At 69.3% G+C, this 12,827-nt stretch carries 11 protein-coding genes; 6 read left to right on the top strand and 5 right to left on the bottom strand.

The window, feature by feature from the left end; all coding sequences use genetic code 11:
• Nucleotides 1-202: 202 nt before the first annotated feature.
• A complete protein-coding gene (locus UUA_RS11450; protein ID WP_081491545.1) occupies nt 203-1,474 on the top strand; it encodes a TIGR03862 family flavoprotein in 1,272 nt (423 codons plus the stop codon).
• 11 nt (nt 1,475-1,485) lie between these two features.
• Here the strand turns inward: UUA_RS11450 and UUA_RS11445 are convergent, their stop codons facing one another.
• Nucleotides 1,486-2,448 (bottom strand): LysR substrate-binding domain-containing protein, encoded by a 963-nt coding sequence (locus UUA_RS11445; protein ID WP_008436978.1) that lies wholly within the window; start codon nt 2,446-2,448, stop codon nt 1,486-1,488.
• A gap of 250 nt (nt 2,449-2,698) precedes the next feature.
• On the opposite strand from UUA_RS11445, the gene UUA_RS11440 reads away from it, so the two are divergent.
• From UUA_RS11440 to UUA_RS11430, 3 genes are read left to right on the top strand one after another with little or no spacing between them, the layout of a single operon-like run.
• Nucleotides 2,699-3,832 carry a DmsE family decaheme c-type cytochrome gene (locus UUA_RS11440; RefSeq protein WP_008436977.1) on the top strand — a complete coding sequence of 378 codons (1,134 nt, stop codon included), beginning with the start codon at nt 2,699-2,701 and terminating at the stop codon, nt 3,830-3,832.
• Between the two features lie 12 nt (nt 3,833-3,844).
• Nucleotides 3,845-6,460, top strand: coding sequence for an MtrB/PioB family outer membrane beta-barrel protein (locus UUA_RS11435; RefSeq protein WP_008436976.1), 2,616 nt, complete (start codon nt 3,845-3,847; stop codon nt 6,458-6,460).
• 11 nt (nt 6,461-6,471) lie between these two features.
• Complete coding sequence (locus tag UUA_RS11430) at nt 6,472-7,176, top strand: c-type cytochrome (RefSeq protein ID WP_008436974.1); 705 nt, start codon at nt 6,472-6,474, stop codon at nt 7,174-7,176.
• Nucleotides 7,177-7,421: 245 nt separating this feature from the next.
• On the opposite strand, the gene UUA_RS11425 is transcribed toward UUA_RS11430, so the two are convergent.
• Both UUA_RS11425 and dbpA read right to left on the bottom strand, forming a co-directional pair.
• Nucleotides 7,422-8,201: a glutaminyl-peptide cyclotransferase gene (locus UUA_RS11425; protein ID WP_008436972.1), complete on the bottom strand. Its 780-nt coding sequence runs from the start codon at nt 8,199-8,201 to the stop codon at nt 7,422-7,424.
• A gap of 27 nt (nt 8,202-8,228) precedes the next feature.
• Nucleotides 8,229-9,608, bottom strand: a complete 1,380-nt coding sequence (gene dbpA / locus UUA_RS11420; protein ID WP_008436971.1) for an ATP-dependent RNA helicase DbpA — start codon at nt 9,606-9,608, stop codon at nt 8,229-8,231.
• 95 nt (nt 9,609-9,703) lie between these two features.
• On the opposite strand from dbpA, the gene folB reads away from it, so the two are divergent.
• Together folB and folK are read left to right on the top strand one after the other, a co-directional pair.
• Nucleotides 9,704-10,060 carry a dihydroneopterin aldolase gene (gene folB, locus UUA_RS11415; RefSeq protein WP_008436970.1) on the top strand — a complete coding sequence of 119 codons (357 nt, stop codon included), beginning with the start codon at nt 9,704-9,706 and terminating at the stop codon, nt 10,058-10,060.
• Nucleotides 10,061-10,073: 13 nt separating this feature from the next.
• Complete coding sequence (gene folK / locus UUA_RS11410; protein WP_039953861.1) at nt 10,074-10,562, top strand: 2-amino-4-hydroxy-6-hydroxymethyldihydropteridine diphosphokinase; 489 nt, start codon at nt 10,074-10,076, stop codon at nt 10,560-10,562.
• Between the two features lie 144 nt (nt 10,563-10,706).
• Here the strand turns inward: folK and UUA_RS11405 are convergent, their stop codons facing one another.
• On the bottom strand, nt 10,707-11,027 hold the full coding sequence (locus tag UUA_RS11405; protein WP_008436968.1) for a tetratricopeptide repeat protein: 321 nt from the start codon (nt 11,025-11,027) through the stop codon (nt 10,707-10,709).
• Nucleotides 11,024-12,748, bottom strand: a complete 1,725-nt coding sequence (locus tag UUA_RS11400) for an ArnT family glycosyltransferase (RefSeq protein ID WP_008436967.1) — start codon at nt 12,746-12,748, stop codon at nt 11,024-11,026. The genes UUA_RS11405 and UUA_RS11400 overlap by 4 nt, the downstream gene beginning before the upstream one ends.
• Nucleotides 12,749-12,827: the final 79 nt, after the last annotated feature.

Genomic DNA, 12,827 nt, shown 5'->3' with positions numbered 1-12,827 from the left:
TATCCATGACGGCCGAGCGGGGTTACGCCACCGGCGCAAGAAGTTTCTCCATGGCTGTTTTTTCAGGCGTAATTGCTTGCGCCACAGATAATATTATCTGGCGCTGCCGTTCAGCCCTTCCTGCCCTGGTGGTCAGCTGCGATTCATGCGCGAAGCCACGCGGCCCTGCCGGGCCGGCGTCACCACCACCGCGACACCGGCGATGCATGCCGCGCAGGCGGCATGCGACCATGCGCGGGTGACCCGGACCACAACTCCCCGACTGGCGATCATCGGCGGCGGTCCGGCGGGACTGATGGCGGCCGAAGCCGCGTGCGCGGCGGGCGTGGCGGTCGACCTGTACGAGGCCAAGGGTTCGGTGGGGCGGAAATTCCTGCTGGCCGGCAAGGGCGGCCTCAACCTGACCCATGGCGAGCCGCGCGCGCGTTTCGTCGAGCGCTACGGCGCGCGCCGCGACGCGGTGGCGCGCTGGCTGGACGCGTTTGATGCCGAGGCGTTGCGCCGCTGGGCCCGCGGTCTCGGCGTGGAAACCTTCGTCGGCAGTTCGGGCCGGGTATTTCCGCTCGACCAGAAGGCGGCGCCGCTGTTGCGTGGCTGGTTGCACCGCTTGCGCGAAGCGGGCGTGGCCTTCCACATGCACCACCGCTGGCTGGGCTGGAGCGATGGCGCGCTGCGCTTCGCCACGCCGCAGGGCGAACGCACGGTGGCAGCCGAGGCGGCAATCCTCGCGCTCGGCGGCGCCAGCTGGCCGCAGCTGGGCTCCGATGGCGCCTGGGTGGCGCCGCTCGAGCACGCGGGCATCGACATCGCGCCGCTGCAGCCGGCCAACTGCGGCTTCGAGCTGGCGTGGAGCGAGCATCTTGCCAGCCGCTTCGCCGGCGCCCCGCTGAAGCCGGTGGTGGCGCACTGGGTCGACCGCCATGGCGTGGCCCGTTCGCGCCAGGGGGAGTTCGTGCTCAGCGAGTACGGCATCGAGGGCAGCCTGATCTACGCGATCGGCGCCGAACTGCGCGAGCAGATCGCGGAACGCGGCGAAGGCGTGCTGAAGCTGGACCTGGTGCCCGGCTACGACGAAAGCGCGCTGGCTAGCCGTCTCGCCGCGCCGCGCGGCAAGCACAGCATCGGCGACTGGCTGCGTCGTCGCGCCGGACTGGACGCGGCGAAGTGCGCGCTGTTGTTCGAGCTCACCGACAAATCCACCCTGGCCGATCCGGCGGCGCTGGCCGCGCAGCTCAAGGCCCTGCCGCTGCATCTGCGCGCGCCGCGACCGGTCACCGAGGCGATCAGCACCGCCGGCGGCGTGCGGCTGGAGGCAGTGGATGAGAACCTGATGCTGCACGAGCGCCCCGGCGTGTTCTGCGCTGGCGAAATGCTCGACTGGGAGGCGCCCACCGGCGGCTACCTGCTCACCGCCTGCTTCGCCAGCGGCCGGCTCGCCGGCCGCGCGGCGGCGCGCCGGCTGCTGGGCGCGTAGCCGGCGCAGTTTCAGTCGGCGACCAGGTTTTCCGCTGCGGGTTCCGCGTGCTCGGCCGGCGTGCCCTGCTGGGTGCGGCGCAGCACCTGGGGCATGGACTGCGCCACGAAGTCGATAAAGCTGTGCAGTGCCGGGGTGTGGCCGTGGCGCGAGGGATACACCGCATGCACGTTGCCGGCAGGCAGCGACCACGCCGGCAGCAGCGGCACCAGCCGGCCTGCGGCAACCGCCTCGCGGCAGACGAACTGCGGCAGCTGCGCCGCGCCGACGCCGCCGACCACCGCCTGGTACAGCACCTGCAGGTCGTCGCTGATCAGGCTGGGGTGGTACTCCACCTGCTGGGTGCGCCCGTCGGCGGCCTGCAGGTGCCAGAAGTGCCTGCCTTCCGCGCTGATCAGACCGACGCTGGAAAGGCGCTTGAGCTCCAGCGGCTGGGTCGGCTGGCCCTGGCGCCGCAGCAGTTCGGGGCTGGCCACCAGCACCTGCGGGTCCAGGCCATAGCTGCGCATCACCAGGCTGGAATCCTGGAGCGAGTCGCGCACCCGGAATGCGATGTCGTAGCCGCCGGCGATCACGTCGACCTGGTGGTGGCAGATATCCAGGTCCACCTGCACCCCAGGGTGCTGTCGCAGGAACTCGACCAGGATCGGCGCCAGCAGCAATTGCGCGAACAGCACCGGACAGGCCACGTGGATACGCCCGCGCGGCGCGGCCTGCGCTTCGTCGATCACGCGTTGGGTCTGCTCGGCCGCGGCCAGCAACTGCTGGCATTGTTCGTAGTAGCGCTGGCCGATCTCGCTGACGTGCGAGCGCCGCGTGGTGCGCTGGATCAGCCGCACGCCAAGGCTGGTCTCCAGTCGTGCTACGCGGAAGCTCAGCTGCGACTTGGCCACGCCCAGCGCCTTGCTGGCCGCGGTGAACGAACCCAGCTCCACCACCTGCACGAAGTAATAGATGTCGTTGAGATCCTGCACGGCGTGTCCCTCGAGGGTGGCGGGCGTGGCGGTGGATCGGGGGAACTGTCTTGTTGCGTTGCGCAATCGTGAAGAATTGTTCGCTGATCATGGATATTAAACGCAACATGAAAGGGCTTATCAATCGCATTGCATGAGGGAAATACTACGGCCTCGGGACATCGCCGCAGACGTCAGGGGCGCGTGCCACGCATCAGGATGGCGTCGGTCGGTCGCTGCGGGTGTTCACGCTAGCCAAGGGGTTCGAGCCATGCGTGCGATTTCGCTGTTGCTTGCCGTCGTGCTGTGCGCCGCGCTGAGTGCCGGCGCCATGCTGCTCGGGGCTCGCGACGTGCAGGCCCAGCAGGCCGGTGGCAACGCCGCGCCGGGTGCGCATGCCGCCCCTGCCGGCGGGCTCAGCCAGAGCGACATCGCCCGCATGCTGCCGGCCACCGACATGGGCGCGGGCGCGGCGCGTGCCGGCAACCCGCACCCGGCGAGCATGAGCGACAGCCTGGCCACCCCGTTCGACGCCGCCTCGATCCCGGCCAACCCGCTGGCGCCGAATGCCGATGCGACCGGCGCGAAGAGCTGCGTGGCCTGCCACACGCAGGAGAACGTGCAGGCTTCGCACTCGCTGCACATGGCCGCGTTCCGCGCCGGCGCGGCCAACACCGGCCCGCAGGCGGCCTGCGAAAGCTGCCACGGCCCGGGCTCCGCGCACGCCAAGGATCCCACCGCACCAGGCCTGATCATCGGCTTCACCCACGACTCGAAGAGCTCGCCGCAGACCCAGGCCGGGGTCTGCCTCGCCTGCCATGCCGGCGGCGCGCGCCAGCACTGGATCGGCTCCATCCACCAGAACCGCGGGCTGTCCTGCACCGACTGCCACAACCCGATGGCGCGGCTGTCGCCGGAGGGCGCGCTGGCCAAGTCGTCGATCAACGAAGTCTGCGCCAGCTGCCACCAGGACATCCGCGCCAAGTTCAACCGTCGCTCGCACATGCCGCTGCCGGAAGGGCAGATGGCCTGCACCGACTGCCACAACCCGCACGGCAGCATCACCAAGCCGCTGCTGAAGACCGACACCGTCAACGAGACCTGCTACACGTGCCACGCCGAGAAGCGCGGGCCGTTCCTGTTCGAGCACGCGCCTGTTCGACAGAACTGCCTCAACTGCCACGACGTGCACGGCTCCAACCAGCAGACCCTGCTGGTCGCGCCAATCCCGATGCTGTGCCAGCAGTGCCACACCATGACGCGCCACCCGAACGACCTGCAGAGCGCAGCCAACCTCGGCAGCGGGCCGTTCCCGGACGAGCGTTCGATGGGCCGCGGCTGTCTCAGCTGCCACGCCAACATCCACGGTTCCAACAATCCTTCCGGACCGAAGTTCCACAAGTGACGGAGGCCGACCATGCCTGTGCAGAAAGGAAACCACTCCGCACCGAAAGCCCTGACGCTGGGACTGCTGGCCGGCCTGTTCGGCATGCATGGCGCGCTGGCCAGCGACACCAGCGGCACCATGCGCGTGGGCGACATGCACTACGGCAGCCCGCTCGACCCGACCGGCTGGGCGCCGATGCTGTACCGCGCCGATCCCGAAGGCACCTCCTACCTGCACGCCGGCATGCTGCGTACCCCCACCGGCGCGCTGTACCCGTACCCGCCGCTGCCCGAGGCAGGCAAGCCGCTGGGGTTGAGTGACTGGAACTACGCCGGGCTGCTGCAGCTCGGCTACCTGCACGTCGGCGGCGACCGCAACGCGGAGTACTTCCGCCAGTACGCCGACTGGAAGAGCGGCGCCGTGCTCGGCCTGTTCGTGCTCGATTTCCTCAACCGCCGGACCGGCCAGTACGTCGAGCTGCGCGGCAGCCGCTTGAGCGGCGACGACCAGTTCTACCGCCTGCGCGTCGGCCGCTACGGCCACTACCGCGTCGAGGGCTTCTACCGCGACATGCCGCATACCGTGTCGACCAGCGCCTATCCGATCTGGAACGGCGTGGGCAGTACCGACCTGACCCTGTCGGCACCGCTGGTGCCTGGCGCCAGCACACCGGCGCAGGTGGCCGCGGTGTCGGCGGCCACGCCCCGGCGCAGCATCGGGATGACCCGCACCCGCGCGGGGCTGGGCTACGAAGGCGTGCTGTACCGCGACTGGATCGGCTCGGCCTCGATCACCAACGAGAAGCGCACCGGCACCCGCCTGTGGGGCGGCTCGATGTTCTTCAACTACCCGTTTCCCAGCAACGGCGGAGTGCTGGAAACGGTGCGACCGATCGACTTTCGCACCACCGACATCAACCTGAGCCTGCGCAACGTGGGCAAGGTGTGGCATTTCCTCGCCACCTACAACGGCTCGTTCTTCCGCAACCACAAGGACCACTTGAACTTCCAGAGCCCGTTCGCGCTGTGGAACGTGGTCGGCACGCCGCAGGTGGCCGACATCAAGAACGGCCAGTTTTCGCTGGAACCGGACAACGACTACCACAACCTGCGCCTGGACCTGACGCGCACGCTGAAGTGGAACGGCCAGTTCAGCATGGCCGGCGCGTGGGGCACCATGCGCCAGAACGACGCGCTGCTGGCGCCCACCACCTGCACCGGCACCGGCGGCATCTTCATCGCGCCGCCGGTGGACTACACCTTCCAGTGCGCCAACTGGAACACCACCGCGGCGCTGTCACAGCGCAATGCCAACGCGCGCATCGACACCGGCCTGGTCGACGCCCGCGTGACCTTCCATCCCACCGCCGCGTTCGGCTGGCACGCCGGGCTGCGCTGGTACCGCGAGAACGACAAGACCCGCTACCTCGCCTACAACCCGCTCACCGGCCAGTACGGCTACATCTCCGAGAACGGCTCGCAGGGCAGCGTGGTGCCGGGCGAGACCGGCATCTTCGACCCGAACAACCCGCTGTACCGCTCGTACATGGTTACCGTGCGCAACAACCCGTTCGGCTACACCGACACCATCTTCGAGCTGGGCGGCGACTGGCAGTTCGGCCGCAAGAGCTCGCTCGGCGTGGTCTACACCTTCGACCACAACCGGCCCAAGTACCGTGAGCGCAAGCGCATCGACGACCAGCGCATCAAGTTCGACTGGGTCAGCCGCGACGTGATCGGCGCCACCGTGCGGCTGAGCTGGGAGTACGCCAGGCGCGACGGCGACCGGTACAACTACAACCCGTACCGACAGTTCTTCTCCGAATCGCTGCCCGGCTTCGTCGAGCCGGTCAACGGCCTCCCCGCGCACACCGTCGCCGACATGCGCAAGTACGATCTGTCCGACCGCACCGAGAGCAAGGCGCGCGTGATCATCACCTATCCGTGGGGCGAGTCGGCCACGCTGTCGGCCACCTTCTACGGCAACCGCGACAACTATGACGCGACGATCGGCCGGCAGAACACCCGCACCACCGGCGCCACCGTGCAATGGGACTGGCAGCCGACCCCGGCCACCGTGGTGAACGTCTACCTCGGCGCGGAAAGCTCGCGCCTGGGCATTTCCAACGTGAACGACGCTGACGGCCCCGACAACGGCAAGGCGCTGGGCACCCCTGGCCAGACCAATCCCAACCTCGGCGGCCCGCTGTACCCGTTCGCGAATCAGTGGTGGGAACTCGACCGCGAGAGCAACCGCAACGGCGGCTTCAGCCTCAGCCACGACTTCGGCCGCGTGCGCGCCGACCTGCGCTACGACTACAACGGCTCGTTCGGCCACGTCGGCTACCGCTACGCCACCATCGGCGCACTGGCCAACCGCGTACCGGCTGCGGTGGCAGCCGCGGCGGCGGGCTACCCCGACAACAAGTACCGCACCAACACGCTCGACCTCGGTCTCAACTTCGCCATCAACCGCAGCGTCGGCGTGCGCCTGTTCGGCCGCTACCAGACCGGTGCCTTCAGCGACTGGCACTACGCCGGCTTCGACAAGACGTTGAGCTACGACCACCGTCTGTACACCGACAAGGGCGGCCAGCTGCACTACAGCGTCAGCCTGGTCGGCGTGATGCTGAACCTGAAGCTGTGAGGAGCGCCGCGATGACCTCTCGTACCAGCCTCCTGTGCATGCTCCTGCTCGGCGCGGGCCTCGTCGCGGACGCCGGGGCCAGCGAGCCGCCGCACACCCACACCCCGCCGACCAGGGTCGTCGACCTGCGCCGGCTGCAGCCGGTCAGCGGCGATGCCGTCGCCGGCGCCGGCAAGGCCACGGTATGCACGGCATGCCATGGGGCACGCGGCCTGTCGATCGCGCCGGAGTTCCCGAACCTGGCCGGGCAGTCGGCTACCTACCTGTACGTGCAGCTGAAGGAATTCCACGAAGGCCAGCGCGTCGGCGCGGTGATGAACGGCCAGGCCGCCACGCTGGGCGACACGGACGCGCGCGACCTGGCCAGCTACTACGCCGCGATGCCGCCGAAGCCGGCCGGCCGGGCCGATGCCGCTTCGCGCGGCGCGCAGCTGTACCTGGCCGGCGATCCGGCCAAAGGCATTCCGCCCTGTCAGGGCTGCCACGGCCCGGATGGGGCCGGTCCGCGACCGCATGCCAGCAGCGCGCCGCAACCGCCGTGGGCGGCCTTCCCACGCCTGCGCGGCCAGTCTGGCCAGTATCTGGCCCATGAACTGCACGACTTCAAGACCGGCACGCGTGCCGGCACCAGCAACGCGAAGGTGATGCAGGGCGTGGCAGCCACGCTCGACGACGAGGACGTACAGGCGCTGTCTGCCTACCTCGATACGCTGTGAGGTCGCCGGGGCCCTGAGCTTGTGAAGAAAACCGCTTCCTGTGGTTTTCTTCGATCGTGAGTCCGGTACACGCCCGGACTCGCTCACATGAAACAGTCACCTGTGCGACTGTTTCATGGCCGGCCATCGGGCAACCGCTCCTGCGTGGCCTCAACTCAGGCATCCATGCCCTCGCCATGCCCTCGCCATGTCCTTGCCATGCCCTCGCCGTGGCCGGCCTGAGAGGTTAAAAAAATCACAAGCTCTCAGCGCGCCGGTCGCTTCACCAGCTCGATCTCGAACAGCTGCGGCCAGCACTTGCCGGTGACGAACAGGCGCTTGCGCGCCGCGTCCCAGGCGATGCCGTTGAGCACGTCGTCGCCGGGGTCCGGCAGCCGGCTGATGTCGAACAGGCCGGTGAGGTCGATCCAGCCCGTCACCTGCCCACTGGCCGGGTCGATCCGCGCGATGCGGTCGGTCAGCCACACGTTCGCGTAGATCTCGCCGTCCACCCATTCCAGTTCGTTGAGGTTGCGCACCGGCTCACCGTCGGCAGTGACGTGGATGCGGTGCACCACCTCGAGCGTTTCCGGATCCAGCACGCGCAGCACCGGCGTGCCGTCGCTCATGTACAGGTGCGTGCCGTCGCGGGTCAGCGCCCAGCCCTCGCCCTCGTAGCGGAAGTTGCGTTGCGGCGTGAAGCTCGCCAGGTCGTAGACGAAGCCGGTGCCACTCTGCCAGGTGAGCTGCACCAGGCGGTCCTTCCAGTCGACGATGCCCTCGCCGAAATACTGCTTCGGCAGGCGATGGCGCTGCACCACTTCACCGGTTTCCAGCGCCACCTTGCGTACGGTCGACGCGCCGACCTGGCCGGTGCTCTCGTAGAGGTAACCATCCTTGTAGAACAGCCCCTCGGTATAGGCGCCGGTGTCGTGCGGGTAGGCATGCACGACCCGATAGCCGTAGACCGGGATTTCGGCGGCGTGTGCGGCAGTCATGCAAGCGAGCAGGGCGAAGGCGAGGAGGCGGATGGACCAGCGCGGCATCGGGTCGGCTTCCGGGAGTCGGGCTGCCTAGCCTAGCGGACGCACGCGGAAGTTGCGGCCCTTGATCCGCCCCGCGCGCAGGCGCTCCAGCGCCTTGTTCGCCAACGCGCGGCTGATCGCCACGTAGGCGCGGGTGGCGAACACGTCGATCTTGCCGATGTCCTTGGCCTCCAGCCCGGCGTCGCCGGTGAGCGCACCGAGGATGTCGCCGGGGCGCAGCTTGTCCTGCCGGCCGGCGTCGATCACCAGCGTCTTCATCGGCGCCAGCTGCAGGCTCTTGCCGCGCGGCGGCGCGAGCTTCAGCGCGCGCCATGGCAGCGGTGCGCCCTGCGCGTCCTCGATGTTCGCCGCCTTCGGCCGCTCGCGCGGCGTGCACAGGGTGATCGCCAGGCCCGTTTCGCCGGCGCGACCGGTGCGGCCGATGCGGTGGGTGTGGGTATCCGGGTCGTGCGCCACGTCATAGCTCAGCACCAGCGGCAGTGCAGCGATATCCAGTCCGCGCGCGGCCACGTCGGTGGCCACCAGCACGTTGCAGCTCCTGTTGGCGAAGCGCACCAGCACCTCGTCGCGGTCGCGCTGCTCCATGTCGCCGTGCAGGGCCAGCGCGGAGTAGCCGCGGCGGTCCAGTTCCTGCGCCACCGCGTCGACGTCGCGGCGCATGTTGCAGAACACCAGCGCGTGCTGGCCGCGCTCGCCGGCCAGCAACTGCGCCAAGGCGTCGAGTTTCTGTGCAGGCTCTACCTCGATGAACTGCTGCTCGATCGCCGGCTGCTGCGCGGCCGGTGCGTCCACCGTGACTTCAATGGGGTCTTTCTGCAGGCGTTGGCTGACCGCGCGGATCTCTTCGGGATACGTGGCGGAGAACAGCAGCGTCTGGTGGTGCTTCGCGATGCGCCCGACGATGTCGTCGATCACCTCGCTGAAGCCCATGTCGAGCATGCGGTCGGCCTCGTCCAGCACCAGTACCTTGATGCCGCCGCCGTGCAGGCTGCCGCGCTTCAGGTGTTCCTGCACGCGGCCGGGCGTGCCCACCACGATGTGCGGATCGTGGGTCAGCGAGGCCAGCTGCGGCCCCAGCGGCATGCCGCCGCACAGGGTCAGGAGCTTGACGTTGGGAATGTTCGCGGCGAGCTTGCGGATCGCCTTGCTGACCTGGTCGGCCAGCTCGCGGGTGGGGCACAGCACCAGTGCCTGCAGGCGGATCGTGTCCACGTCCAGCGCCTGCAGCAGGGCGAGCCCGAATGCGGCGGTCTTGCCGCTGCCGGTCTGCGCCTGCGCGATCACGTCGCGGCCTTGCAGCATCGGCGGCAGGCTTTGCGCCTGCACCGGGGTCATCTCGGCGTAGCCGAGCGTGTCGACACTGGCGAGCAGGGCGGGTTTGAGCGGGAGCGTGCTGAACGTGGGCATCCGCACATGATCGCATGGCGACCATCGCGCCATGGGCTTGCATCCGGCCGCCGGCTCGCGGACCCTGTACGGCCGTCGCCCCACGAATCGCCGTCATGGATACCGTTTTCATCGAAGACCTGCGCATCGACGCCGTGATCGGCGTCTACGACTGGGAGCGCCGTGTGCGCCAGACCCTGTCGTTCGACGTCGAGATGGCGTTCGACAACACCGTGCCGGCGGGCACCGACGACATCGCGCAGACCTTGAACTACAAGGACGTGTCCAAGCGGCTGATCGGCTACGTGGAGGCCTCCAGCTTCGGCCTGGTCGAAACGCTGGCCGAGCGCTGCGCGGCGATCATCCGCGAGGAGTTCGGCGTGGTCTGGGTGCGCCTGAAGCTGTCCAAGCCCGGTGCGGTGCGCGGTGCGAAGGCGGTCGGCGTGTGCATCGAGCGCGGCACGCGGCGTTAGAGCCTCTTCAATGATGGTGCGCGTCTACCTCAGCCTGGGCTCCAACCTCGAACCGCGCCGCTATCTGCCCGCGGCGATCGCCGAGTTGCGCGCGCGCTTCGGCGAGCTCACGGTGTCGCCGGCGTATCGCAGCAAGTCGGTGGGCTTCGACGGGGCGGATTTCATCAACCTGGCGGTGGGGCTGGATACCGATCTTCCGCCCGAAGTGCTGAACGACTGGCTGCACGCGCTGGAAGACCGCCACGGTCGCCGCCGCGACGTGCCGCGCTATGCGGACCGCACGCTGGACGTCGACATCGTGTTCTACGGCGCGCTGGTGCTTGACGGCCCCGGCCACCTGCAGGTGCCGCGCAAGGAACTGCGACACGCGTTCGTGCTGCGCCCGATCGCGGACATCGCGCCGGCGTTCCGGCACCCGCAGAGCGGGCGCAGCATGGCCGAGCTGTGGGCGGCGTTTCCTGCCACCAGCGAGCCGCTGCAGGTCGAGTCGCTGGCGGACTGAACCGGGTGCGCTTTGCGCGCTTTCGCCGCTCGCGGCAGCGCTCGGCGGACCGTGAAAAGGCGGACCCGACCACGCCGCCATGACGGCGGCGGCGCCAGCACCAGCGCTCCCGCGAATCGCCCGTATTTCGTCCGGCGCGGATGCCTACGGCTTTTCCAGCCGCCGCAGGAACACGCCCATTTCCTTCTCGGCCTGCTTGTCGCCGCGTGCGGCGGCCGCGGCGATGCCGCGGCGCCAGGCATCGGCGGCCGCTGCGGCGTCGCCGTGAGCCAGGCAGGCCTTGCCGAGCAGTTTCCACGCCGCCGAGTAGGTCGGGTCGAAGTCGAGCGCGCGGCGCAGTTCGTCGGCCGCCGCGCCGGCGTCGCCTTCGGCCAGCAGCGCGCTGCCCAGCGAGAAGCGCAGCAGCGCACCGTCGCGCGGGCCGCCGCATTGCTGGCGCAGGTTGGTGATCAGCTTCGTGCTCATGGCTGCACGCGGTAGCGCCAGTCGTCGGCCGGATAGATCCGGGTCGGCTGGGCCGGTTCCGGCGGGATCAGCCCGGCGCGCAGGTCGGCCAGCGAAGTGGCCGGCCAGACCACCAGCCACGACGAGCGGAACGGCTGCACCAGCAGCGCATAGCGCAGGTCATTCGCGTCCGGCTGCTCCACGCGCACCACCACCAGGCCGTCCGGGTGGGCGAGGGCGAAATCCTGCAGCGCCTGGTCGGTGTAGAACTCGGCCACCGGCCGGGTCAGCCGGCCCTCGAAATGGAACTGCCCTTCGTAGTTGCCGAGGAAGGCAATCGACCGGTTGGCCTGGTCGGCGGCGCCGAGCAGGCGCGCGGCGGGGCGCAGGTCGTAGCGCGGCCACAGGGTCAGCGTGAACAGCGTGTTGAGCGCCAGCACGCCGATCAGGCCGGCCACCGCCAGGCGGCGCAGTTCACCGCGGCCGCGCAGCAGCAGCAGTGCGCCCAGCAGCAGGAACACCACGCTGAAGTAGCGACTGTACGGCGCCGCCGCGTCAGCCCACTCGCCGTGCAGGTGATTGCCCGCCACCAGCAGCGGCAGCAGGAACAGCGCCACGGCGAACGCGATGCCGCCCACGCCCAGCGGCCAGGTGCCGAGCCAGCCGTTGTAGGCCAGGTTAGGCCGGCGCTCGCGCAGCACGGCGATCGCACCGGCCAGCAGCAGGGTGATGCCGCCGAGTTCTGGCAGCGGGTAGTACAACTGCTTGCCGCTGATCAGCGAGAGCATGAGGAAGGTGGGCAGCAGCCAGCACAGCGCGAAGCGCAGGCCCGCTTCCAACGGCCGGCGCAGCGCGGCCACCGCCAGCCAGGCGCGCGGCCAGCCGCTGAACGGGAACAGCATCACCGGCAGCCACAGCAGGTAGAACCAGATCGGTTCGGCGTGGTTCTGCAGGTCCTTGCCCTGGGCCAGTTTGTCGACCACGCGGCCGGCGGTCTGGGTGAAGAACAGCCGCTGCCGGTACGCCTCGCCGCCGGAGTAGCCGGCCGGCAGCGCCCACGCCAGCAGCATCGCGCCGCCCAGCAGCAGCGCCAGCACGCCGCGGACGTACCAGCGCGCGCGGTGCTGCCCGGCCCAGTCGTTCCACAGCGGACCGAGCAGCCAGGGGAAGGCCACGTGCAGCAGCATCACCGGGCCCTTGGTCAGCAGCCCGAAACCCACGCACAGGCCGAACAACAACCAGCGCGGCTCGCTGCGTTGCGCCTTCGGCGTCAGGCACAGCAATGCGGCCAGCGTCCACACCGCCAGCAGCACGTCATACATGATCTGCAAGCCGAACAGGAACGCGTAGCCGAACGCCAGCAGCATCCACGGCGCCGCCTTGGCCATCCACGGCCGCTGCGGGAACAGCCGCCGGGCCAGCAGCGAGACCAGCACCAGCTGCGTGCCGCCGAGCAGCACCTCCAGCACGCGCGGCCAGACGTCACTGACGCCGAACGCGAACCAGCCGGCGTGGATCAGCCAGAACAGCAACGGCGCCTTCTCGCTGTACGGCTGGCCGTTGATGTGCGGCACCAGCCAATGGCCCTGGTTCCACATCTCCCACGCCACCGCCAGGGTGCGGGTGGAATACAGCGGCATCGGCCCGTGCGAGAAGATCGCCAGCAGCGCCACCACCGCCCACAGCGGCAGCCAGGGCCAGACCGCGCGCAGTTGTTCGGAACGGTTGTAGGAAGGGCTCATGGACACGGGCAGGCTCATGGCGGGCGGAAGACGGATTCTAGACCGCGCGGGGCGGCGGCAAGTCGAGCGGAGCGGGGTC

Source organism: Rhodanobacter thiooxydans LCS2, assembly GCF_000264375.1.
Lineage (GTDB): Bacteria > Pseudomonadota > Gammaproteobacteria > Xanthomonadales > Rhodanobacteraceae > Rhodanobacter > Rhodanobacter thiooxydans.
This window is presented reverse-complemented; position numbering and strand designations above follow the sequence as displayed.

Coding starts and splice junctions, on each gene's coding strand:
- UUA_RS11450 (WP_081491545.1), top strand. CDS start 203: ATGCATGCCGCGCAGGCGGCATGCGACCATGCGCGGGTGACCCGGACC.
- UUA_RS11440 (WP_008436977.1), top strand. CDS start 2,699: ATGCGTGCGATTTCGCTGTTGCTTGCCGTCGTGCTGTGCGCCGCGCTG.
- UUA_RS11435 (WP_008436976.1), top strand. CDS start 3,845: ATGCCTGTGCAGAAAGGAAACCACTCCGCACCGAAAGCCCTGACGCTG.
- UUA_RS11430 (WP_008436974.1), top strand. CDS start 6,472: ATGACCTCTCGTACCAGCCTCCTGTGCATGCTCCTGCTCGGCGCGGGC.
- UUA_RS11425 (WP_008436972.1), bottom strand. CDS start 8,201: ATGCCGCGCTGGTCCATCCGCCTCCTCGCCTTCGCCCTGCTCGCTTGC.
- dbpA (WP_008436971.1), bottom strand. CDS start 9,608: ATGCCCACGTTCAGCACGCTCCCGCTCAAACCCGCCCTGCTCGCCAGT.
- folB (WP_008436970.1), top strand. CDS start 9,704: ATGGATACCGTTTTCATCGAAGACCTGCGCATCGACGCCGTGATCGGC.
- folK (WP_039953861.1), top strand. CDS start 10,074: ATGGTGCGCGTCTACCTCAGCCTGGGCTCCAACCTCGAACCGCGCCGC.
- UUA_RS11405 (WP_008436968.1), bottom strand. CDS start 11,027: ATGAGCACGAAGCTGATCACCAACCTGCGCCAGCAATGCGGCGGCCCG.
- UUA_RS11400 (WP_008436967.1), bottom strand. CDS start 12,748: ATGAGCCCTTCCTACAACCGTTCCGAACAACTGCGCGCGGTCTGGCCC.